This window comes from Pseudomonas spelaei, from assembly GCF_009724245.1.
GTDB lineage: Bacteria > Pseudomonadota > Gammaproteobacteria > Pseudomonadales > Pseudomonadaceae > Aquipseudomonas > Aquipseudomonas spelaei.
Genome location: NZ_WNNK01000011.1, coordinates 128,701 through 149,820, shown reverse-complemented (window position 1 = coordinate 149,820; position 21,120 = coordinate 128,701). Strand labels below are relative to the sequence as shown.

General features: G+C 59.5%; 19 protein-coding genes. 9 read left to right on the top strand and 10 right to left on the bottom strand.

Going from position 1 to position 21,120, the window contains the following annotated elements; genetic code table 11:
* Positions 1-25: 25 nt before the first annotated feature.
* The gene (gene dapF / locus GNF76_RS14960) at positions 26-841 is read left to right on the top strand and encodes a diaminopimelate epimerase (RefSeq protein ID WP_155583919.1); all 816 of its coding nucleotides are present in this window, start codon (positions 26-28) and stop codon (positions 839-841) included.
* A gap of 40 nt (positions 842-881) precedes the next feature.
* The gene (locus tag GNF76_RS14955; protein WP_155583972.1) at positions 882-2,096 is read left to right on the top strand and encodes a TPM domain-containing protein; all 1,215 of its coding nucleotides are present in this window, start codon (positions 882-884) and stop codon (positions 2,094-2,096) included.
* A gap of 65 nt (positions 2,097-2,161) precedes the next feature.
* On the opposite strand, the gene GNF76_RS14950 is transcribed toward GNF76_RS14955, so the two are convergent.
* Positions 2,162-2,839: a class I SAM-dependent methyltransferase gene (locus GNF76_RS14950; RefSeq protein ID WP_155583918.1), complete on the bottom strand. Its 678-nt coding sequence runs from the start codon at positions 2,837-2,839 to the stop codon at positions 2,162-2,164.
* 119 nt (positions 2,840-2,958) lie between these two features.
* Between GNF76_RS14950 and GNF76_RS14945 the strand changes: the two genes are divergently transcribed.
* Entirely contained in the window at positions 2,959-3,504 is a 546-nt protein-coding gene (locus tag GNF76_RS14945; protein ID WP_155583917.1) for a GNAT family N-acetyltransferase, read from the top strand.
* A gap of 64 nt (positions 3,505-3,568) precedes the next feature.
* Here the strand turns inward: GNF76_RS14945 and GNF76_RS14940 are convergent, their stop codons facing one another.
* Both GNF76_RS14940 and GNF76_RS14935 read right to left on the bottom strand, forming a co-directional pair.
* Complete coding sequence (locus GNF76_RS14940) at positions 3,569-4,060, bottom strand: GNAT family N-acetyltransferase (protein WP_155583916.1); 492 nt, start codon at positions 4,058-4,060, stop codon at positions 3,569-3,571.
* A 286-nt stretch (positions 4,061-4,346) separates the two neighbouring features.
* On the bottom strand, positions 4,347-5,762 hold the full coding sequence (locus GNF76_RS14935; protein ID WP_155583971.1) for a purine-cytosine permease family protein: 1,416 nt from the start codon (positions 5,760-5,762) through the stop codon (positions 4,347-4,349).
* A gap of 251 nt (positions 5,763-6,013) precedes the next feature.
* On the opposite strand from GNF76_RS14935, the gene GNF76_RS14930 reads away from it, so the two are divergent.
* Positions 6,014-6,925, top strand: coding sequence for a LysR substrate-binding domain-containing protein (locus tag GNF76_RS14930; RefSeq protein ID WP_155583915.1), 912 nt, complete (start codon positions 6,014-6,016; stop codon positions 6,923-6,925).
* 136 nt (positions 6,926-7,061) lie between these two features.
* Here GNF76_RS14930 and argE read toward each other — a convergent pair whose 3' ends face one another.
* The 4 genes from argE to GNF76_RS14910 are packed head-to-tail and all read right to left on the bottom strand — an operon-like array spanning position 7,062 to position 10,661.
* Entirely contained in the window at positions 7,062-8,207 is a 1,146-nt protein-coding gene (gene argE, locus GNF76_RS14925; protein WP_155583914.1) for an acetylornithine deacetylase, read from the bottom strand.
* Positions 8,204-8,881 (bottom strand): DUF1028 domain-containing protein, encoded by a 678-nt coding sequence (locus tag GNF76_RS14920; RefSeq protein ID WP_155583913.1) that lies wholly within the window; start codon positions 8,879-8,881, stop codon positions 8,204-8,206. The genes argE and GNF76_RS14920 overlap by 4 nt, the downstream gene beginning before the upstream one ends.
* Before the next feature lie 14 nt (positions 8,882-8,895).
* Positions 8,896-9,306 carry a RidA family protein gene (locus GNF76_RS14915; RefSeq protein ID WP_155583912.1) on the bottom strand — a complete coding sequence of 137 codons (411 nt, stop codon included), beginning with the start codon at positions 9,304-9,306 and terminating at the stop codon, positions 8,896-8,898.
* A 17-nt stretch (positions 9,307-9,323) separates the two neighbouring features.
* Complete coding sequence (locus GNF76_RS14910; protein WP_379652566.1) at positions 9,324-10,661, bottom strand: flavin-containing monooxygenase; 1,338 nt, start codon at positions 10,659-10,661, stop codon at positions 9,324-9,326.
* Positions 10,662-10,819: 158 nt separating this feature from the next.
* On the opposite strand from GNF76_RS14910, the gene GNF76_RS14905 reads away from it, so the two are divergent.
* Complete coding sequence (locus GNF76_RS14905) at positions 10,820-11,254, top strand: GNAT family N-acetyltransferase (RefSeq protein WP_155583910.1); 435 nt, start codon at positions 10,820-10,822, stop codon at positions 11,252-11,254.
* Positions 11,255-11,495: 241 nt separating this feature from the next.
* Here GNF76_RS14905 and GNF76_RS14900 read toward each other — a convergent pair whose 3' ends face one another.
* Both GNF76_RS14900 and GNF76_RS14895 read right to left on the bottom strand, forming a co-directional pair.
* On the bottom strand, positions 11,496-11,972 hold the full coding sequence (locus tag GNF76_RS14900; protein WP_155583909.1) for a copper chaperone PCu(A)C: 477 nt from the start codon (positions 11,970-11,972) through the stop codon (positions 11,496-11,498).
* The gene (locus tag GNF76_RS14895; RefSeq protein ID WP_155583908.1) at positions 11,972-12,577 is read right to left on the bottom strand and encodes an SCO family protein; all 606 of its coding nucleotides are present in this window, start codon (positions 12,575-12,577) and stop codon (positions 11,972-11,974) included. Before GNF76_RS14895 ends, GNF76_RS14900 begins: the two co-directional genes overlap by 1 nt.
* Before the next feature lie 180 nt (positions 12,578-12,757).
* Here GNF76_RS14895 and GNF76_RS14890 point away from each other — a divergent pair, with 180 nt between their 5' ends.
* The 3 genes from GNF76_RS14890 to GNF76_RS14880 all read left to right on the top strand — a co-directional run bounded on the left by GNF76_RS14890 (position 12,758) and on the right by GNF76_RS14880 (position 15,340).
* On the top strand, positions 12,758-13,141 hold the full coding sequence (locus tag GNF76_RS14890; protein ID WP_155583907.1) for a DUF2946 domain-containing protein: 384 nt from the start codon (positions 12,758-12,760) through the stop codon (positions 13,139-13,141).
* 62 nt (positions 13,142-13,203) lie between these two features.
* Positions 13,204-13,761, top strand: a complete 558-nt coding sequence (locus GNF76_RS14885) for a putative natural product biosynthesis protein (protein WP_155583906.1) — start codon at positions 13,204-13,206, stop codon at positions 13,759-13,761.
* Between the two features lie 118 nt (positions 13,762-13,879).
* Positions 13,880-15,340 carry a hypothetical protein gene (locus GNF76_RS14880; RefSeq protein ID WP_155583905.1) on the top strand — a complete coding sequence of 487 codons (1,461 nt, stop codon included), beginning with the start codon at positions 13,880-13,882 and terminating at the stop codon, positions 15,338-15,340.
* A gap of 185 nt (positions 15,341-15,525) precedes the next feature.
* Here GNF76_RS14880 and GNF76_RS14875 read toward each other — a convergent pair whose 3' ends face one another.
* Entirely contained in the window at positions 15,526-16,314 is a 789-nt protein-coding gene (locus GNF76_RS14875; protein ID WP_155583904.1) for a DeoR/GlpR family DNA-binding transcription regulator, read from the bottom strand.
* Between the two features lie 161 nt (positions 16,315-16,475).
* Here GNF76_RS14875 and GNF76_RS14870 point away from each other — a divergent pair, with 161 nt between their 5' ends.
* Complete coding sequence (locus tag GNF76_RS14870; protein ID WP_155583903.1) at positions 16,476-21,116, top strand: dermonecrotic toxin domain-containing protein; 4,641 nt, start codon at positions 16,476-16,478, stop codon at positions 21,114-21,116.
* Positions 21,117-21,120: the final 4 nt, after the last annotated feature.

Genomic DNA, 21,120 nt, shown 5'->3' with positions numbered 1-21,120 from the left:
GTAATTGGCGGGGACAGGACAACGCATGACCTTGAACTTCGTAAAAATGCATGCCCATGGCGATGATTTCGTTGTAATCGACCTGCGCGGCCAAAGCGATCCAATCACCGCTCAAGTCGCCCGCCGCCTGGGGGATCGACATCGTGGTATCGGCTTCAATCAGCTTGCACTGGTGCTGGACTGCGAGGATGCGGCGGCGCGCATACGATTCTGGAATCCCGATGGTTCTGTGCTCGACACCTGTGGCAGCGCCACCCGTGGCGTTGCCGACATGTTGATGCGCGAAGCCGGCACATCCTCCATTGTACTCAGGACCCAGCGGGGCTTGCTGACGTGCGCGCGAGCGTCGGGCCAACAGGTCTCGGTCGACATGGGCCAACCATTGCTCGACTGGCAAGCGATCCCGCTTGCGCAGGCAATGGACACCTATCATTTACCGCTGCCCGGGAGCCCCGCCGCGTGCAGCATGGGCAATCCGCATTGCACGTTTTTCGTCGAGGATCTGGCATCCATCGATGTCGCAGGCATGGGGCCGAAGATCGAGACCGATCCGCTGTTTCCCAGCAAAACCAACGTGCATTTTGTCCAGATTATCGACCGCAACCGTATCCGGCTTCGCATCTGGGAGCGGGGCGGTGGCATTCCGCAAGGGTCGGGGTCGTGCTGTTGTGGCGCGGTGGTCAATGGGATCCGGCGTGGACTGTTGGATGATACCGTCGAGGTGGCATGTGATGGGGGCACAGTGACCGTGCAATGGGACGGGGTCGGTGGAGTGGTGCTGATCGGTTCTGTCGAAGTCACATTGCGGGGCGCGGTCGCGGATCATCTTCTTGGAAGGTAGAGGCGGCGTTTTCAGGATGAATCGTTCGGGTAAACAAGCGATGGTGATATTTCTGCGGCAATGCGCGCTGTGCGTGCTGGTGGCCTTCCTCGCAAGCTGGGGCTTGATGGCCCAAGCCGATAGCGTGCCGTCAGGCCTGGACAAGGTCGTATTGGACCAGCGGGTGATCGACCTCACAAACACCCTCGACTCGACTACCAAGGCCCAGTTGATCGCGCAACTGGCGGCTCTTGAACAGCGCAAGGGCTCGCAGATCGCTGTATTGCTGGTGCCGGGGACCGATGGGGCCAGTATCGAAGAGTTCGCCAATCATTGGTTCCGCGCCTGGAAGCTGGGGCGTAAGGGCATCGATGACGGCATTCTGTTACTGGTGGTCAAGGATGAACGGAAGGTGCGCATCGAGGTTGGCTATGGCCTGGAGGGAGCAGTCACCGACCTGCTGTCGAACCGTATCATCGAGGAGCACATCAAACCGGCGTTTCGTCAGGATGACTACGCAGGTGGCGTGCAACGAGCGGTGAATGACCTGGTCCTGCTGGTGGACGGCGAAACCCTTCCCCAAGACGCCCCATGGTCCTGGACCCCGGAGGCTTACACGCTGTTCCTGGCCCTGATCCTCGGCGCTGTCGGCGGCGTGCTGGTCAGCGCTCGCAAGCTGCATTGGCGGGGAGCGCTGGCCACCCTCGCGCTGGTGACGACGACGTTGACGCTGGTGGCTGTCATCGGCGGCAGGGAGTGGGCGATTTACCCGCTGGCGGTGCCGTTCCTGATGCTGATGAGCGGTGCGCTGTTCGGTGCCTTGTGGCTGGCAAGAACGGTGTTTTACATGGCGCTGGGCCTGCTGTCGTACTCCACAGGTCTGTTGTTGACCGATCACTACGTGAGGGAGTTGTCCTTTATCTATTGGCTGGTGCTGCCGCTGGCAGGGCTGGTGGTGCTGGGCCTGTATCTGCTCCTGTTTGTCTTGATGAAGACTGCCTGGAGCCAGAGCCGCGTGGCGTTTTTTATCCAGTTGGCGGTTGTCGCCGCGGTATACGCGGTGGCGGGTTTTGTGCTCGACGAAGGGCTTATCGGCTGGCTGCTGGCCTTCCCTATGAGTTCCTGTGCGGCACTGGTTATTTTCGGGAATGTCGCAGGCGGTTCAGACTCAGGGGGCAGTGGCAGTTCGGGGTCGAGTTCAAGCTCCAGCTCCGACGGCGGGTTTTCCGGAGGGGGTGGCTCCAGTGGTGGTGGCGGGGCTTCGGGAAGTTGGTGAGACGGGCTTGCCCAATGCCAGGCAGCGACGCTACCTGGCAGGTTTTTAACAGCGTTGAACGTTGATTAAGCCGGCTTGTAAGCGACCCATCCTTTGAAACTGAACCCCGCATAAAACAGTTCGACATCTTCGAATCCTGCGGCCTTCAACAGCGCTTCATCTGCTTCTGGAGCCAGCACCGGTAATTGGGCGCTGATCGCCGTAATCGCACGCTCCGCGTCTGAAGCGGGTACGCCGGAGTCCACCGCATAGGCCGCATAACGTTTCAGCCAGCGAGCTTTTTCGTTGGGCGACTGGGGAAAACTGTGATGGGCGACAACCAGTGGTGCACCGGGCAACAGGCGGCGCCAGATTTCCTTGAGTGTGCGTAGCCGCTCTTCGGCCGGGATGAAGTGCAAGGTCAGTAGGCAGGTGGCGCCATCAAATGGGCCGTCGGGCGCGGTGTCGATGTAGCCTTCATGCAACTCAACCCGCTCTGCCAGCGGGCCCAATGTCGCTTGGGCAAGTTTGAGCATCTCAGCAGACGGATCAACACCGACGAATCGCCACCCGGGCTCGTTGTCGGCAAACCGCTTCAACTCCAGGCCACCGCCCGCGCCAAGCACCAGCACTTTGCCGGCAGGCGGTACGCTTTCGCGAAGCAGCAGCGTTGTCATCCGCTGCAGGGAATCAAAGCCAGGCACTAGCCTCACAGGACCTTCGGCGTAACGAGCGACAGCGTCGGGGTCTGAAAACCAAGTCATGATGGGGCCTGCTCTTGCTGGAAACGGTTAACCCTACTTCGGCCTGGCAATACTGGCAATCGGCGTACGGCACACTGTGATAAAACGGTGCACTCCTTAACCTTGAAACGGGTCCCTGCATGATCTCCAGTCATACTCCCGATATCCTGATTCGTGATGCAGTACCTGATGACGCGTTGTGCCTTGGCGTACTGGGCATGCAGGTATTTCTCGACACCTACGCCACCCAAGGTATTCGCGGCTCAATCGCTGCCGAGGCGCTGCAAGCCTTTTCCCCCGAGGCGCTCTCCAGGCTGATCGCCCAGCCGGGTATATCCATTATCGTTGCCGAATCGAATGACCATCTCGTGGGCTTCGCGCAGGTTGCGCTGGCCGCCCCCCACGAACTGATCTCGACGCCTGAGGTGGCTGAACTGCAGCGGCTCTACATACAGGAGCGATTCACCGGTCTGGGCATCGGCTACAGCTTGCTGCAAGCAGCCGAAAGGCAAGCCTGCTCGGGTGGAGCCTCGTTGCTATGGGCGACGGTGTGGGTGGGCAACGAGCGGGCATTGGCGTTTTACCCTCGGCGGGGTTATGAGCTTGCGGGGTCGCCTTCCTATACCTTCCAGAATGAAACCCATGAGAACCGGCTCTTCACCAAGCGGTTGGACACCCATGACTGAAAGGTCTCAGAGCGTTTTGCTCATGAACACACGGTGAGTACCTCATCCTCGAACGCTGTCTGTTTTAGATATCCATGACCATCTCGTGCCAGGCCATACCGCCATGGTCAGAGGCAGACGGCTGAACGTAGCGATAACCCATCCGCCGGTACAACTCGACATGCTGGTCTTTGCACATCAGGTGAATGGTCTGCTTGCCCATGCCTTTCATGCGCAGGATAAACGCCTCCATCAGTTGTTTTGCGTAGCCTTTGCCCTGGTGAGCCGGGTCCACCACTACCGACATGATCACCACATTGGGCGCGTCGGCCGAATGGCCCACCAGCTCCTTGAACGACTCATCGGACATGACCACTTCATGGGCGCAGCCGCTGTTGATGAAGCCGACTACCTCGCCATCCACTTCCAGAATCAGAAAGCCTTCAGGATAGAGGTCAATGCGGGTGGCGATCTTTTCCAGGGTGGCGGCTTCGTCACCTTCGTAGGCGCCGATTTCTATGTGGTAACAGCGGGTGGCGTCTTCGGAAACGGCGTTGCGAAAGTGCAGGGTGGGCATTGAGGTGACCGGCTTTAGAGGATCGAGAACATGATCCTAGCGGGTTTTGAGTGATTGAAAAGGGGGACAAGCCCCTAATGCCGATCAGTTAAGGAGTGGGGATCCAGCAACCGAAGCAGATTCAGTGTGGGAGCTGGCTTGCCTGCGATGCAGACACCTCGATACTTCAGGTATATCGAGTTGATCCAATCGCAGGCAAGCCAGCTCCCACATTCGTTCTTCTCTGCCTTGAGCACCGCGTTCGCTTAACTGACTGGCATTAGGGCAAGCCCCCCCTTTGCCACACTCAAACGCTGCCCACTAACTTTCCCCCCTCCATCCGGCGCTTATACGCACTGTCCCGACTCGCCAACCAGAAATACAACGGTGACGTCACCAGCAGCCCCACCACCCAGGACAGGTCAGCCCCGTTGATGTGTGCCGAAATCGGGCCGACATACAGTGGTGTGTTCATGAACGGGATCTGCACCGCAATCCCCACTGCATAGGCCAACAGCGCCTGTGGGTTGTAGCGCCCGTAGATCCCGCCATCGACCCGGAAGATCGAGCCAATATCGTATTTGCCCTTATGGATGGCATAGAAGTCGATCAGGTTGATCGCGGTCCACGGCACCAGCACCACCAGCAACACCAGCACCATGTCCACGAAGTGTCCGATAAAGTCCTTCGAGGCAAACACCGCTGCAATCGAGCAGGCTGCCAACACGATGACCGAGATCACCGCACGCGCCTTGGCCGTCGGGATCCAGCGATACGCAAAGGTCTGCACCAGGGTGATCAAGGATAGCACCGCACCGTAAAGGTTAAGGGCGTTGTGGCTGATGACACTCAGCAAAAACAGCAACAGCATCAGCGGCCCAATGGAGCCAGTCGCCAGTTTGACCGCTTCCATGGTGTCCATGCCGACTGGGGTCGCCAAGACCGCCACGGCGCCGAAGATGAACGACAGGCTGGAGCCGAGGACGGTGCCCAGGTAAGTGGTCCAGAAGGTCGACGCGACGGGCACATCAGCCGGCAGATAGCGGGAGTAGTCCGAAACGTAGGGCGCAAAGGCGATCTGCCACAGCGCGGCCAGGGACACGGTGGCCAGCCAGCCTGAAATGTTGAAGCTGCCACGGGTGAAGAAGTCGCTGGTCTGTACGTGGGTGAAGATGTAGCCGAAGCCCAGCACGATGCCGGCGCCCAGCACCCAGGTACCGATGCGGTTAAGCACGTGGATGAAGCGGTAGCCGATGATGCCGATGATCCCCGAGCCGATGGCGCCGATGACGATGCCGACCGGAACCGGGACGCTGTCGACCACGCCGTGCAGGGATTTGCCGGCCAGGACGATGTTGGAGGCGAAGAAACCGATGTACATCACGCCGGCAATCACCACCACCAGCAGGGCGCCGAGGGAGCCGAACTGGGCGCGGCTCTGGATCATTTGTGGGATGCCCATCTGCGGGCCCTGGGCCGAGTGCAGCGCCATCAGCACGCCGCCCACCAGGTGGCCGACGAGGATCGCGACGATGCCCCAGACCAGGTTCAGGTGGAACAGTTGCACGCCCAGGGCGCCGGTGACGATGGGCAGCGGCGCGATGTTGCCGCCGAACCAGAGGGTGAACAGGTCTCTTACCTTTCCGTGGCGATCTTCCGGGGGCACATAGCCAATCGTGTGTTTTTCGATAAGCGGAGTGGAGGATGTTGCAGTGGTGACCATGACGAACTCCAAGGCAAGGTGAGTACGTGGACGTACTTCGCTGTGCGCCGCATGGGCGACGCTTTTTGTTGTTGGAGTGATCATGTGCAATGGTCACAGGCAGGTAAATTAGTAAGTTTGTTGCTTCAGACCTTAAAAAAAATATCTCGCGGTGTTTTTTGCTCCGGTATGTTGCATGGCAATAAAACCACCAAAAAAGCCGCTTTTCTTGCACTTGTTTGGGGCGAAATCCCACGTTTTCCGAGGTGCCCATGGCTGCCTACAATCTGCGCCAACTCAAATATTTTGTAACCACCGCCGAGTGCGGCAGCGTGGCCGAGGCCTCGCGCAAGCTGTACATCGCGCAACCATCAGTGTCGACGGCCATCAAGCACTTGGAAGAGAGCTTTGGCGTGCAGCTGTTTATCCGTCATCACGCCCAGGGGGTGTCGCTGACGCCCAGTGGCGCGCGGTTCTATCGCAAGGCGCTGGAGCTGCTGCGGGTGGCTCATGAATTCGAGCAGAACGCCTTGGCGGACAATGACGTGGTGGCGGGGCAGATCGATATCGGCTGTTTTGAGACGGTAGCGCCGCTGTATTTGCCACGCTTGATTGCCGGGTTCAAGGAACGCTGGCCGGGGGTGGAAATACGCATGCGCGATGGCGAGCAGCAGGAACTGGTCCAGGCGCTGACGGCCGGTAGTATCGATGTGGCCATGTTGTTTGAGCATGACTTGGGCAGCACCATCGAGACGGTGCCGTTGATGCCGCCGCAGCAGCCGTATGCCTTGCTGCCGGCGGATCATCGCTTCGCCCGGCAGGCCAAGGTGTCATTGGCGGACCTGGTGCTGGAGCCGATGATTTTGTTGGACGTGCTACCTAGCCGCACCTACTTCGTGAGCATTTTCGAGGAGCGCGGGCTGACGCCGCACATCGTGTTCAGTTCACCGTCCATCGAAATGGTGCGGGGCATGGTGGGGCGCGGGTTTGGTTTTTCGATCCTGGTGACCAAGCCGTTTTCGGAATACACCTATGACGGGCAGAAGGTCGTGTGCGTGCCGCTGGCGGAGACGGTGACCGGGTCGGGGCTGTCGGCGGTGTGGTTGCGGCGGGCGCCGTTGACCAAACCGGTGCAGTTGTTTGTGGACTACTGCCAGGAGGAGTTGGCGCGGTTGTTGGCGTAGCCGCAGGGCCAATGTGGGAGCGGGCTTGCTCGCGAATGCGGTGGATCAGCCAATACATCTATTGACTGACACATCGCATTCGCGAGCAAGCCCGCTCCCACCTTTGATCTTCAGTGCTCGATGAGTAGCACCAGGCTCAGGTGCGGACTGAGAGCAACATCCGCCGCAGCATCTCATCGCACCGATCCAACTGCGTCACACTGACAAACTCGTCCGGCTTATGCCCCTGGTCCATGCTGCCAGGCCCGCACACCACGGTCGGGATGCCCACCGCATCAAACAGCCCACCTTCAGTGCCAAACGCCACGGTGCCAAACTCCCGCGAGCCGGAAAACGCCGCAATCAGCTCCGCCGCCTGGCTACGTTCATCGGTGACCAGCCCCGGATACGCCGACAGCTCAGTGAAGCGAATCGCACTCTGCTCGCTGACGGCTTGCATGCGCGGCAACACTTGCTGCTCGGCGTAGGCCTTCAACTCATCGGCCACCACTGCCGGATTCTGCGAGGGCAAGGCGCGTACTTCAAAATCGAAGCGGCAATCGGCAGGGACGATATTCAACGCCTTGCCGCCGGAAATGAGCCCGGTTTGCACGGTGGTGAAAGGCGGATCAAACCGCGCATCCTGATGCCCTTTGAGTCGCTGGCCAATCCGCCCCAGCTCACCGATCAGCTCGGCCGCGTACTCGATGGCATTCACCCCGGACGGCGCATAAGCCGAATGACAGGCTTCGCCATGCACATCACAGCGCATCGCCAGCTTGCCCTTGTGACCCAGTACCGGCTTCAACTCGGTGGGCTCGCCAATGATGCACAGCATCGGTTTGACCGGCCGTTGCTCCAGCACCTTGAGCAGCGAACGCACCCCCAGGCAGCCCACTTCCTCGTCATAGGACAGCGTAATATGCACCGGCATCTGCAACGGCGCATTGACCAGTGACGGTACCAAGGCCAACACGCAGGCGATGTAGCCCTTCATGTCCGCCGTGCCCCGGCCATACAACTTGCCGTCGCGCTCGGTCAGCTCGAACGGCGGGACCGTCCATGGCTGGCCATCCACCGGCACCACATCAGTGTGCCCCGAGAGCACGATGCCCGGTCGATCCGCCGGGCCGAAGGTGGCGAACAGATTGGCCTTGCTGCGCTCATCGTTATAGACCAACTCACTGGCGATACCGAACCCTTCGAGGTAATCGCGGACAAACGCGATCAACTGCAGGTTGGACTCGCGGCTGGTGGTATCAAACCCCACCAGCGTCTTGAGCAAATCACGGCGGGTGCTCATCGATCGTCTCCGGCCACGCCGTAGCCCGGGGATTTGTCGGGAGCCAACGCGCGGTCGATGTAGTCCTGGACTTGCGGGCGATAGGTGTCCCACAGCGTTTGCAGTTTGCCAATCGGATCCTGGTCGGCCCAATCCACCCGCAGGTTGATGATTGGCCAGGTCAATTCACCGACCACCACCATGGCGGCCGAATGCACGGGCCCGGCTTCGCCACCGCCGGCGATGGCGGCGTGCATGGCGGCTAACAGGCGGTCTGCCAGTTGACCTTCGCCATTTTCAAAGGCTGCAACCATGGCCTCGATCACCGAACGGTCCGCCAGCATGTTGCCGGCGGCGACGCATTGCTCACCCGACATGGCGTTGTGCGTGCCCAGGGTTTCGCTGCCGCTGAAATGCACGGTGCGCCCAAGGTGATCAATCGCCGTCAACTGCCGGTACTGGCTGTAACCGTTGCGGGTCAGCACCTTGTCCACCGCGTGCTCAGGTGACAACCCCGACTCAAGCTGGTCGAGCACTTCCGGGCCAAGGGCGGGCAGGGTGATGTTCTGGGTCGCGACAGCGCCCACACCGGGCCGCAGCCACGGGCAGCGGGCGCCCACAGCGATACTCGATGAACTGATAGCGATACCGAGCTGGCCGGTTTCGGCGCAACGGGCGACGATTGAAAAGGTCATGTCCTGCCTCCTGTTTACTCGGGGATGACGGCAATCACATCAATTTCCATCAGCCACTGTGGCTGGCCCAGGGCCGATACCACCAGGCCGGTGGAGATCGGGAACACGCCCTTGAGCCACTTGCCGACTTCCTGGTACACCGGCTCGCGGTAGCGTGGGTCGATCAGGTAAGTGGTGGTCTTGACGATGTGGCTGAGGTCGCTGCCGGCTTCTTCCAGCAGTTGCTTGACGTTGCGCATGGCCTGCTCGGCCTGGGCACGCGGGTCGCCAAGGCCGATCAGGTTACCGTCGAAGTCGGTGCCGACCTGGCCGCGAACATAGACAGTGTTGCCGGCACGAACAGCCTGGCACAGGTCGTTGTCCAGGGTCTGGTTCGGGTAGGTTTCCTTGGTGTTGAACATGCGAATACGGGTGTGGGTAGGCATCTTGAATTCCTTGAGTATCAGGCGCTGACAGGGGAGTGAGTGGTTTCGCGACGCTGCGATGCATCCCGGTAATCGAGGTATTTACGTTGGGTGGCGATATGGTCAGCCACGTGCTTGGCGTCATGCCAGACGCCCCAGATAAACGACGAGCCGCGACGGGACTGCCAGGGCAAACCCAGGAAATAAATCCCCGGCTCGCTGGACACGCCGCGCTGGTGCTGAGGCTTGCCGCTGGCGTCGAAGGCGTCGACTTTCAGCCAGCTGTAATCCACTGCAAAGCCGGTGGCCCAGATGATGGTTGTGACACCGGCCTTGGCCAGGTCCAATTCAAGGATTGGCTGGGTGACGCATTCAGGGTCCGGGAACACGCGGCGGGCTTCAGGCTCCTGCGGCAGGTCGAGGCCATTGCGCTCGATATAGGCGTCTGCCGCCTCCAGCAGCGCCAGGTAGTTCTCGTCACCGCGGGTCAGGTTCTCCACCAGGTTTGGCTGAAAAGTCGCCACGGCGCCATCGAAGGAGTGGGTCAACCCCACCAACGTCATGCCGCGATGAGCCAGCTCGCGAAAATCAATAGTCTTGCCGCCATGGGCACCGCTGACCGCAATGGTCACGTGCTCGCGGCCCGGCTTCATCGCCGCCTGGTCCCACTCGCCCAGCACCCCCAGCCACCAGCAGAAGTCGCGGTTGCGGTAGGCACGGGGAGGGCGGTCATGAGCGCCGACCGATAGATAGACCTGCTTGCCGGCACGCTGCAGTTCATCAGCGATCTGCACCCCTGAAGACCCCGCGCCCACTACCAGTACGGCGCCCTCGGGCAACTGCGCAGGGTTGCGGTAGTCGGCGGAGTGAATTTGTGTGAAGGGCACATTCTGCGGCGCAATGGCCGGGATCACCGGCTTCTGGAACGGTCCGGTGGCTGCGACTACCCGGTTGGCTTCGATCACGCCTTCAGACGTGTGCACGGTGAAGCCCGGGCGACCGACATTGCGTTCCACCGATTTGACTTCAACGCCGGTACGGATCGGCGCGTTGAACTTGCGAGCGTAGGCTTCAAAGTAGTCCGCCACGCGTTCTTTCGCGGCAAAGCCGTCCGGGCTGACGTCATCAAATTCAAGGCCTGGAAAACGGTCATGCCAGGCCGGCCCGTTGGCCACCAGCGAATCCCAGCGCCCGGTGCGCCAGCGCTCGGCAATACGGCTACGCTCCAGCACCAGATGCGGCACGCCCTGCTTGCTCAGATGCTCACTCATGGCCACGCCGGCCTGGCCGGCGCCCACCACAAGGGTGTCTATTTTTGTGGTCTCAACAGTCATGTCTCTATCCTTCTGAACAGCGATGGGATTCAGCTCGGGCATGACTTCAAGGCTAGGGGGCGGGCGGTTATTAATAAAATATTATTAAGTTGGGAAGTGAGCATAAATAACTGATGCAGAGCAGTGCGGGGCCATCAACGTGTAAAGCGGATGCTGCTAGGCTGGCAACCCGGAACATTCATCACGCCAGGCTCACTCCAATGTTCAACATCCGCGTCATGACCATGGATGACTACACTGCCGTCATCGACCTTATGTACAACACCCCCGGTATTTCCCTGCGCGATGCCGACTCCCGCGAGTCGACTGCCCGGTACCTGGAGCGCAACCCTGGCATGAGTTTTGTCGCTGAAGCCGATGGCGTGCTCTGCGCTTGCGTGATGTGCGGGCATGACGGACGCCGTGGCTATTTGCAGCATTTGCTGGTGCTGCCTGAGTATCGGCGCCAAGGCATCGCCAACACTCTTGTGGCGCGCTGTCTTTCAGCACTTGAACAGCAGGGCATCCGGAAGTGCCACCTTGATGTGTTCAAGACCAACGACAGTGCAGCCCGATACTGGCAGGGCCAGGGCTGGCACCTGAGGACGGATATCGACCGGTATTCGTTTACCCGATTGGGTAACGAGAACGCTTGAGAGTTAGGGGTATGCCTTCCGCTCAGGGCAGTGAAGATCAACTGTGGGAGATGTCGAGCTTTAGCGAGGCTGCGATGGCGTCGGCACAGCCAACATCGAGGGTGCCTGACCCCACCGCTATCGCAGCCTCGCTAAAGCTCGACAGCTCCCACAAGAGGTTTACATCTCAGACCTTGAAAGGGCTGGTTCTAAGTATGCCGTTTGCCCTCTGTGGCGAGCGGGCAAGCACCATCACCGCACATCAATGCATCTTGCTATGGTCCATGTGGTCCATACCGTTCAAGGCACGGGCCGGGGCCTTGATCTCGAGGGTCTGCTTTTCGCCTTTGGCGTTTTCCACGGTCAGGGTCAGCGGCACCTGGTCGCCTTCCTTGATTTGGCCGGTCAGGTCGATGAGCATCACGTGGTAGCCCTCAGGGTCGAGCTTCACCGCCTTGCCGGCGGGCAACGCGACGAAGTCCACCGGACCCATGCGCATCACGTCGTCCTTCATGCTCATTTCATGGATTTGCACGGTCTTGGCCACGGGTGAGGCGACGCTCAGCAGCTTGCTGTCGCTGTCGGCGGTGACGGTCATGAAGGCACCGCTGGAGGGCTGGCCCGGTACGGTGGCGCGCACCCAGGCGTCGCTGACCTGGGTCTGGGCGCTGGCGTGGGCGGCGAGGCCCAGCAGGGAAAGGCCCAGGGCGATGCGCTTGAGGGTTTGAACGGCAGTCATTAGCAGACCTCCATGACGGTGAGCAGGTCTTCTGCGCACTCTTTGGCGTTAAGGGATGCCGACAGGCCCAGGCGCAGGTTGCCGCGGGTGTCGAACACAAAACTGGTGGCGGTATGGGACAGGGTATAGCTGTCGCCGGCGGGGATCTTTTCATAAAAGATCCCGAACTCTTTGGCGGCCACGGCGATTTCTTCCGGGGTGCCGTACAGCGCTTCGAAGCTGGGGTCGAAGGCTTTGACGTAGGCGTCGAGTACCTTGGGCGTATCGCGCTCCGGGTCCAGCGTGATGAAGATCACTTGCATGATCTTGCCATCGCGACCCATGAGTTTCTTGGCCTGGGCCATCCGGGCAAGCGTCGTCGGGCAGACGGCCGGGCATTGAGTGAAGCCGAAAAACACCACCGGCATCAGGCCACGGAAGGAGCTGAGGGTGACGGACTCGCCCTCGGTGTTCTTGAGCCTGAAGGTACGGCCCATGATCTTGTCGCTAAGATCCTTGCCGTACTTGAAGTTCAGTCTGGGGCTGTTGTCACAGCCGCTCAGCAGGCCCAGGCCCAGCAGGCCCATGCCCTGGATGACTTTGCGGCGGGTGAATAACGTACTCATCAACGGTGCATCCTGTGAAGCGCCTGGGTCCCGCGAAACGTATCAATCAGGCTTTGAAAAGGAGTGAACGAGGAGGGTACTCATTCTACCAACCCTGGCCGCTCTACGTAATCTGCGACGTTCTGCCGCAGGGCAGGCCGGGCTTCATCCGCCTTAAGGTTCGGTGTTAAAGTCGCGGCCATGAAACTGACCCGCCCGGACCGTTCGCTCATTGCCTGGACCTTGTATTTCTGCGTCCTGTTCAATGTGTTCGTCTGCGGTTTGGGTCATGGGCAGATGATGGGCCTGGAGCTCAATGGCCTTGGCGGGCAGTTTTGCTCGGCATTGGGCAGCAAGGCGCCGGCCCCGGACAGCGGCCTTGGCAGTCCGACGGCGAGCAGTTGGTCGAACTTCTTTGCTTGCCCGGTCTGTTCGGCCGTGACCCTGGCGATCGTCTATCTGTTCTGCCTGGCCTGGCTGCTGAGCCTTGGGCAAACGCCGCGCCCGGGCCATGAGCAGCGCAACAAGACACCTCCCCGATACCTCTGGCCCTCGGCCAATCCTCGTGCTTCCCCGGCATTCTGACGTGTGCTTCGGGCTTCCTGTCATCAGGAGGCGTTCCCTCGTCACGAATATGAGTGCGATCCATGAGTTATCTCCTACCTTCTGGTGCTGCCCGCCTGGTCAGCAAGGCGTCCCGTCGTCCGTTACGCGGCGACCTCCAGTTGCCTGCGGCCGAGTATCCCAGCAACTCCCGTTGTTTCGTGCACCTGGATGCGCGGCTACTGCCTTACTGGCACACCCTGTTTGATATCTGCCCGGCGCTGCTCAAGCTGGATCCACCCGATGGCCTGAACCTGTTTCGCAGCTTCATGACCTGGGCCTACCGCAATCAGCTGTCGCGGGGATGGACCTACTACCTGAGTGTTTGCCGCTGGTTGTTGGGCTCACGGTATCGGGGGCAGATCGATGAGGAGTCGATCGAGGTGTTCATGACCGCAGCCGCCGCGCACTGGATTCATACAGACGACAGTCACGCGCAGGGGGTGGTATTGGCCTGGCAAGGCACGTCGGTCAGGGTTTTTGATTGGAAGGATCGCCCGTACAGTGTGGTGGAGGAACAGCTACCGCCAGTGCCTTGGGACTTCGCCTGGTGCCCATTGTCGGAGAAGACACCATTCCAGCGCTGGCTGTCGGTGCCTTGAGGTGCGAGACGCCGACTACTTGTTTCGAGGTAGAGGAGTGCGTAAATTGCCGCGTCGAGCGAAGTAGTGGCAAAACGATATTTCGCTTTAAGCGTGCCTTATCAAAAACAGGGAAGTTATGACAGTCAATCAAGGCGAAGTGCCGGCATCTGATCCACCCAAACAGACCGTATGGTCTGCCTGCAGGCCAATAGTCATGGTAGTGGGGTTAGGCGGTTTGTTCCTCGTTTTCCTGCTCTGGATGATGCTCTATTTGAGATGTGCTCCGCAGTGGTTCCGAACGATGCATCAGGCATTTGCTGTTGCTCAGGACGCCTCCTTTCTTCACACCATGCACTCTGCAGATTACCCCCAAGGGATGACGGTAGAACAGGTACGTGAGCAATCTTCCGCATTGAGCCAGGAGATGACCCGGCGCTATGGTGGCAACGACACAGTATTTGTACTGTCGTCCGATCCGAAGTTGAAGTTTTTCCTCGCCAACTACAGAAATCGAGAAACCGAGACCTTTGGCTATCAGTATCCTGGCGATGGTACTGAACTTATGAAAAAAAACCCGTTTCTCCCTTTGAGCCTGTTTCGTCGGGCTCTGGGGCTCGATCCGGAGGTGTGGAACCAATACATCACCTATTTGCATTTGTCACACAAACAGCTGTCTGCCAGTGCCGCTACCACTGCTGATGATGGTGGAAAACGTGTTGTCTATATAAGGCCCGAATCAGACCAACGGATGTTTGAGGCGCGCTATGTAGAGGGGGCGCCGCCTTACGAGTTCGAGCTGGAGGAGTTTAACCATTGGGCCTATTTTCATGAGTTTGCTCATGCTCAGGACCGGGATGTCTTGGTACGCCTGTATGTACGTGACGACCGTCTGCTTGGAGTCAAGCTGACCCGGGAAGAAGCCGACCTTGTTTCTGAGAGCATCGCTGATCTTTACGTCGCATTGGTCATGCTGCGACAGACACAAAACAATGACACCTATGATTATTTGATAAGACCTTTTCGTACTTCGTCGGTTAATGACCTGATCCATGCGACTCACTTGCTCATTGACGAGCCCTATCGAGGTTTTTCCTTTGAACAGGTCAAGGGCAAGAGCGACTCGCAGCTGTTGGACGTGGCTATCCTGACCGTCAGCGCAGTGGTTCGCTCGCATATGGATACGGTCCGTGACGACATGAGCGTTTTTACGCGCAGGGCCATTCGTTTCGACGAATTGGCAACGCGTTGTGGCAAGCGTCTCGGTACTGGCTGCCCGGCCTTCAAGGCCGAGGCTTCTATCGCGGATCAACGGGAAGACGGTCGGCGTGCCCTTGCAGACGCCATACGTAATCTTGTTTATCAAGGGAAGCTGGAGCAGAAATCTGATGTCCTCCGCCGGGCTATCAGGGCACACGCCGAGGGGTTTGGTGATTACGAGGTCAGAGATGCGTTGGCCGTAGCCAGCGCCGGCGATCATTTCGATACAGTGCTTTTTTCCCGGGAAATGGGCTTCAGTATCGATTGGAGTGCCCATGGTCGCCGTGCTGAAAACGTTCGTCTGATGAAACAGTACTTCGACCAGGCGATGCCTCACTGAGAGGCCATCATGCCTTGCGTTTCTGGTTTGTTTTTTCTACGCCGTCAGCCGCCCAAGGTCGAATATGCCCTGTCAGGCCTGGGCAAGGAACTGCGGGTGCATATGATTGCGCTGTGGACCTGGAGGGTGGAAAACGCCGAAGGGTTCAGGCGTTCTCGGCAGCCGTTTGATCGTGACCAGGACAATCAATCATCCGCTTGCACCACTTCAATCCCCATTTGCTGATAACTCTCAACGCTGCCTGGGGCCACGGATTGTTCGGTGATCAGTGTGTGAATTCGCGTGCAAGGCGCGACGACAAAGGGTTCCGAGGCCCCCAGTTTATCGGCCAGGGTCACGGCCACCACGTGAGAAGCGCTGTCGAGCATCGCTTGTTTCACCGCGACCTCATTGTAGTGCAGCGAACTGATCCCTATCTGTGGGTGCAGGGCGCAGACGCCGGTGAACAATAAGTCCGCCTTGATGCCCTGAATCAGCCGCACGGCTTCATGGCCGGTGGCGGACATGGTCGCCGGGTTGAGCTGACCACCGGCCAGGATCACCGTAATGTGCGGGTGCTCTGCCAGGGCAACCGCGATCAGGGGTGAGCTGGTCACCGCCGTCAAGGTGAGGTTGCGGGGGAGTGACTGGGCGATTTGCAAGGTGGTGGTGCCTGAGTCGAACAGCACTATCTGGCCGTCCTGTGCACGACTGGCCGCGAGCCGTGCCAGGTGCATTTTGATCTCGTTGGTTTCACTGACGCGGGTGAAATAGTCCTTGCCGGTGTCCTTGGGGCGCGGCAAGGCGCCGCCGTGGACCCGTTGCAACAGGCCTGCATTGGCCAGTTCACCGAGGTCGCGACGGATAGTGTCCTGGGACACGGCGAAGTGATCCACCAGTTCAGAAGCCATGACTTTGCCGTCGCGTTCCAGCAATAACAGGATCTTTTGTTTACGCAGGGAAGGAAGGTCGGCGATTTGATGTGTGTTGTGCATTGTTAAGCCTGCTTATGCTTGTTTATGCAAGATTATCGACGTAGTTCGTAAAAAACAATGCGCTTTTATGCGTTATCTGTGCAGGCAGGCCTATTCATCTACCCCAGCGAGTGAGGGCTCCCACGCTATCGTTTGGCGTTCCATGACACCAGGAATGCCTTATGAGCAAGCCCGAGCTAATGTTTGAACAGATTCGCCTGTCCCGTGATCACGTGGCCGAAGTATTCGCGGACCGTCCTCGGTTGGAGGACGTGGCCGAGTCCCTGATCAATGAGTGGATCAAGGACGGGTACCCGGACTCAACGTTGAAGGCCAGTGCATTGTGGATTGGCGTGATGCAGCGTACGGGCGATGTTGTGGCCTACGATCCACTGATGTCCCTCAGTGAGGCCTTGATCCTGCGCTGCATGAGCAAGCGACCGCTGAACTACACGCCAGGCCATCATCAAGTGCTGGTGGGGGCCGTGCGCGACAGTGTGAAACCGGCCGCTACGCTGATGTCGGTGGATGACCTTGAATTCATGCTCAACACGTTGGCATCCGCACTGGTTCCCGGGTTCCAGGCACGGTTGGTGGAGTACTGGAATGGCATTTCCCAGGAGGACCCCATATCGACCCGCTGGCGCGTGGTCAGCGAGCAGCTGCGCAAGTGCCTGAAGACCGCGCGCCAGACTCCACTGCTCAGTGAATCGCAACAGCGGCGGTTGGGCGAGATTTATCCGCTCAAGGCTGATCGACAGCGGTTCGGTGGGCTCCCTGTCTATCAGGTCTATGCGGCCAGTGGCACGCAGCCTGGACAGTGGCTGGCGCTGCTGGTCTTTCAAATAACCGGGGCGGGCGCCGATGCATTCCATGTTTACAGTCCGGTCACGGATCTGTTCAGGGTCGATTCGCAGGAGCAGTTAGGCCGTTTGCTCCCGCGTTATATGAGTCACTACCCGCCCGGAGAACCCATTCAGTGGTCCCTCAAGGAGCCTGAGGGCGATGTTTTCGATAGCCTGGCCCAGAGCCTGCTGGAGAAACAGCTGCGGGATCTGTCGCTGATCGATTGGACGCAGTTTCCACGGGTCGCCAGTTATAAGCAGTTGTTCAGCACGTTGACGTCACCCCTGGCGTGGTTTGACCCCGACGTTGGCCGGGCGCTCAGCGAAGAGCAACTCCCGTTGTGGTTGCAGACAGGCTCAAGCCTTGATCGGCAGACCTACGGTCATTGGCTTGGGCGGTTGGCGGATGTCCAGCAGCGAGCGAGCGGGGCGGGTTTTCTGGATGGCATTGATCCGATCGATGTTTACGCTCGCAAGGCGTTGCAGCGTCAAATGGCACTGGACCATCCTCAGGAGGGGGTGATCAACCCGGATGATTATGTCCTGACGTTTGTGCGTACCCAGGGGGCGACGGTGGGCTGGACAGAAAGCGTGTCGCGGACGCTGACTCAATGGTCCCTGGAGAACCCGTTTGTAACGCCCTATGCACGTCTTGATATCCGCAACCAGGCATCCCCCGATGGCAAGCCTGCCCGGAAGGTCACCGAGGCGTATCTCAAACGCCTCATCCCCACTGTGGACATTGGCAAACACTATCCGCTGCTGATCAAGGACAGCCTGATCCTCGACCCTGTGGAGTCCGCCCGCCGCCGGCGGTTGTTCGTCGAGCAGATGAGCGTGCAACTGCCGATGTTGGCCCTTGAGTCGGTTATACGCGGACTGGGTGGGCTCACCACGTCCGGCTATCGGGTGGTGCAGGCCATGGTGCAACCCACCGCCGCGTTGCGCGTAGTCGACGGCGAGCCGATTGTGGCTCGCCGCCTGGATATTCTTGAGCATTCCGGCGGGAGGGCGCACCGGGCGTCCAACCTGTTTGTGATCGGCCCTCGGGACAATAGCGCCTTGCCACATATTCTTTATCACCCCTCGAGTGTGCAGGCGTTCATTCAATTCAGCAGTCGCCAGGCGTTGCTGGAGGAAGTCCTGCGCTCGGGCAGTGAGCTACAGCGTATTGTCCTCAGCAGTATGTCCGAGCGCAGCCGGGTGCTGTTCGACAATGGCGGTTTTCTCACTCCTCATTCAGGGCGTTTTCTGCAAGGGGATGAGTATGGGCCTATCGCGTCGACGAGCCCTGCGCTACTCAGTGATCTCGTTATGCCGGAGGGATTCCTCGACGAGGTCTTCAAGGAAAATGCCCGCAGCCTGTGGTTACAAGCCGACCGGCAATCGGTTTCCAATGAAGAGCTGCGCTGGACGCTCTTCAAGAATGATCTCTGGCAGTTGTTTAATGTGCTCTTGCCGCTGTTGCGGGGGCCGGTGGCAGTCGCCGGCTGGTTGACACAGGTACTGGCCAGCACTCAAGCCTTTGTGGCCTTACCCCAGGATGCCGATCAGGCTGAGCGCGCGGCAGTGGTGAGTGAACTGATTGCGAGCCTTTCGGGGTTGCTCATGAGCCGTGTGATGGTGCTGGATGAGCGGCTGGGCCTTAGTGAGGCGAAGCCGGGTATCAGCCGTCTTCCAGAAGCGATTCCAAAGCCGGTTGCCGTGAGTTTCCCATGGCGTCGTATTTCAGGTGATGTCACCGAGATGGACTTTTCATGGGCCAATGCCAACCAGCGATTGTCCTCGTCCCAGATGGCGCAGGTCGAGACGTTCAAATGGCGCCCGGAGCCTGGGCAAGCGTGGCCGAATATTCCCGCCAATATTGAAACAACAGGGCCGGCCCGTGGGCTGGTGCGGGTCAATGTCGGGCCGCAGAAGTGGCATCATCATGCCGTCATTCAGGGCGGGTTCTATCCTGTCGACCTCTTTGAAGGTGAATTGAGGGTGGTTGACCTGAAACAACGAGGGCGCTGGGGGCCTTGGCTCAGGCGGGGGCTTAACGATCTATGGGACTTCGACCTTGGCATGCGCTTGCGCGGTGGCGGGCCGAAGAAGTCTACTGCTGCTGCTCACCATGAGAAGAACCGCCGCTTTAGCGTGGAACTCGACAAGCGTTATCAAGACCTGACCACCCGACTGGTCAATGCCGAGCGTGGGGTCACTGCCGCTCTCAACCTCTATGAACGTGCCCATAAATCCCATCAAGAAGAGTTTACCGACCCGCAACGGCAGGCTGTCGCCACGCGTTATCTGAAGGAATTGCAGGATACAAGTCGGGTTCAGTTCGACAAAATGGACGTGCTCAAGGCGAGAAACACCAACAAACCCATGAGCGGCTTCGAAACTGAATTGATCCAGCAGTTTGAGCCGCAGGTGGAGAATTTGCGCGAGCAAATGGCGTTGTTGATTCTGCAGCGCAAGGCGGCCGGCCCGACTGAGGCGCAACGCCAGGCCTGGATTTCGCAGCTCGATGATGACGATCCGGCACAGGCGCAATCCGCGCACGAAGCGATGCATGGTTACCTGGAGAAAGTCGCCGGGTTCAACGATCAGTTGATTGATCTGAGCGTCCTGGAGTTGGCGCGCTTTGGTGAGTTGCTGAATGTGCCGGGATTCGACCTGGCAGCGAGTCCTTTGGCAAATATTCCTGCGTCGCCGTCAACCCCCCTGGACTGGAAGACCATGCAGTTAAAGGTGTACCAGGGGTTGGTCCTGCGTCGACGTCCACAACCGCAAGAGTATGACGACTTCGTGGACCTCAAGCGGCTGGGCGATCAGGTCGTGCTGGCGGCGTGTTCACAGAAGACCTTGCAAACCTCCGATCTCGTTAGCCTGGAGCAGCGAATCCAGGGGCTGGAGGGGCTGGTGCAGGAGTACACGGATGCCCAGGCGTGGCTGCGTTTTTATGGCGATAGTGTGTCCGACCTGATTGACCGGGAGATGATCAGGGGGCTGTATCGCCAGATTGATGGTGTGCGCCAGGAAGCCCAGCATACATTGGCCCTGGCCCTCACGGAGCAGGCTGCCGAGACCGTTCCCAGGCCCGTTCCCGCGCAGCCCCGAGATGCGAGCAGGCGCCTTGTGCGCGACCGCAAGAATCGGCTTTTGGCGGGGCGTGTACGCCCGCAGACGCCTGATGCGTTGGGCGAGATCGTGGACGTCAGCGATCCCGTGGACCATACACCGCTGGCCAGTTTTCGCCAGGGCCCAGGCCCCGACGAATGGGAGCCGGTCGTCGACGCAGCCAGTCCGGTGGTGCGGCCTGCGCGGTCACTGCGCAAGCTGCAAATGGATGCCCGGATGCTGCTGGACAAAGAGGCGGTTGTCAGTCGCCAGGTGAACAAGGAGGCGCAGTCCTCCAATGCGCCGATCAGTGCGCAAGAACAGTTGGCCCACTTGGCCGGCGCCATGGACGATGTGGCCGCAAAAGTGGGTGACACCCTGAGGGCGCAAGGCAAGCAGCCAGATCCATCGGTGGAGCAACTGCTGGCAGCCCTTGAGCAGGCATCTGCACGGTTGATGGAGCAAGGGCGGCAGGTGCGTATCGCGATCATCCTGCGCAACCCTCCTGAAGAATCCAGGATCGATTACCTCAAAAGCCAGGGGCAGATCGATATCCTGTTGGTGGAGGGCCGCATCAAGCTCAAGCACGATAACGATTACCTGCAGGAGTACGTGATCCGGGACAAGACTAAAAGGGTCGTGGCCTATGCGCATTTTCATTACCCGGCGCAGGATACGCCCAACGCGAACTACAGCGCTGCGCATCTCAAATTGCCCGAGCAACGCTACCTGAGCTTTCGCAGCCTGGTGGATATGCCCGAGAGTCGGGTGGTGGCGGTGTACTACGCGCGGATCAGCACCCGGCTGGCCGAGCCACTGTTTCTGAGTGTCACGCAGTCGATTCCTCGCCTGGGCAGGCAGCAATACTGGTGACCTA

Excerpts from the sequence above, each read along its gene's own strand:
- GNF76_RS14945 (WP_155583917.1), top strand. The coding sequence starts at position 2,959 with ATGATCTCCAGTCATACTCCCGATATCCTGATTCGTGATGCAGTACCT.
- GNF76_RS14920 (WP_155583913.1), bottom strand. The coding sequence starts at position 8,881 with ATGACCTTTTCAATCGTCGCCCGTTGCGCCGAAACCGGCCAGCTCGGT.
- GNF76_RS14955 (WP_155583972.1), top strand. The coding sequence starts at position 882 with ATGGTGATATTTCTGCGGCAATGCGCGCTGTGCGTGCTGGTGGCCTTC.
- GNF76_RS14880 (WP_155583905.1), top strand. The coding sequence starts at position 13,880 with ATGACAGTCAATCAAGGCGAAGTGCCGGCATCTGATCCACCCAAACAG.
- GNF76_RS14875 (WP_155583904.1), bottom strand. The coding sequence starts at position 16,314 with ATGCACAACACACATCAAATCGCCGACCTTCCTTCCCTGCGTAAACAA.
- GNF76_RS14910 (WP_379652566.1), bottom strand. The coding sequence starts at position 10,661 with ATGCCCGAGCTGAATCCCATCGCTGTTCAGAAGGATAGAGACATGACT.
- GNF76_RS14930 (WP_155583915.1), top strand. The coding sequence starts at position 6,014 with ATGGCTGCCTACAATCTGCGCCAACTCAAATATTTTGTAACCACCGCC.
- GNF76_RS14895 (WP_155583908.1), bottom strand. The coding sequence starts at position 12,577 with ATGAGTACGTTATTCACCCGCCGCAAAGTCATCCAGGGCATGGGCCTG.
- GNF76_RS14950 (WP_155583918.1), bottom strand. The coding sequence starts at position 2,839 with ATGACTTGGTTTTCAGACCCCGACGCTGTCGCTCGTTACGCCGAAGGT.
- GNF76_RS14870 (WP_155583903.1), top strand. The coding sequence starts at position 16,476 with ATGAGCAAGCCCGAGCTAATGTTTGAACAGATTCGCCTGTCCCGTGAT.
- argE (WP_155583914.1), bottom strand. The coding sequence starts at position 8,207 with ATGAGCACCCGCCGTGATTTGCTCAAGACGCTGGTGGGGTTTGATACC.
- GNF76_RS14890 (WP_155583907.1), top strand. The coding sequence starts at position 12,758 with ATGAAACTGACCCGCCCGGACCGTTCGCTCATTGCCTGGACCTTGTAT.
- GNF76_RS14915 (WP_155583912.1), bottom strand. The coding sequence starts at position 9,306 with ATGCCTACCCACACCCGTATTCGCATGTTCAACACCAAGGAAACCTAC.
- GNF76_RS14900 (WP_155583909.1), bottom strand. The coding sequence starts at position 11,972 with ATGACTGCCGTTCAAACCCTCAAGCGCATCGCCCTGGGCCTTTCCCTG.
- GNF76_RS14905 (WP_155583910.1), top strand. The coding sequence starts at position 10,820 with ATGTTCAACATCCGCGTCATGACCATGGATGACTACACTGCCGTCATC.
- GNF76_RS14885 (WP_155583906.1), top strand. The coding sequence starts at position 13,204 with ATGAGTTATCTCCTACCTTCTGGTGCTGCCCGCCTGGTCAGCAAGGCG.
- GNF76_RS14940 (WP_155583916.1), bottom strand. The coding sequence starts at position 4,060 with ATGCCCACCCTGCACTTTCGCAACGCCGTTTCCGAAGACGCCACCCGC.
- GNF76_RS14935 (WP_155583971.1), bottom strand. The coding sequence starts at position 5,762 with ATGGTCACCACTGCAACATCCTCCACTCCGCTTATCGAAAAACACACG.
- dapF (WP_155583919.1), top strand. The coding sequence starts at position 26 with ATGACCTTGAACTTCGTAAAAATGCATGCCCATGGCGATGATTTCGTT.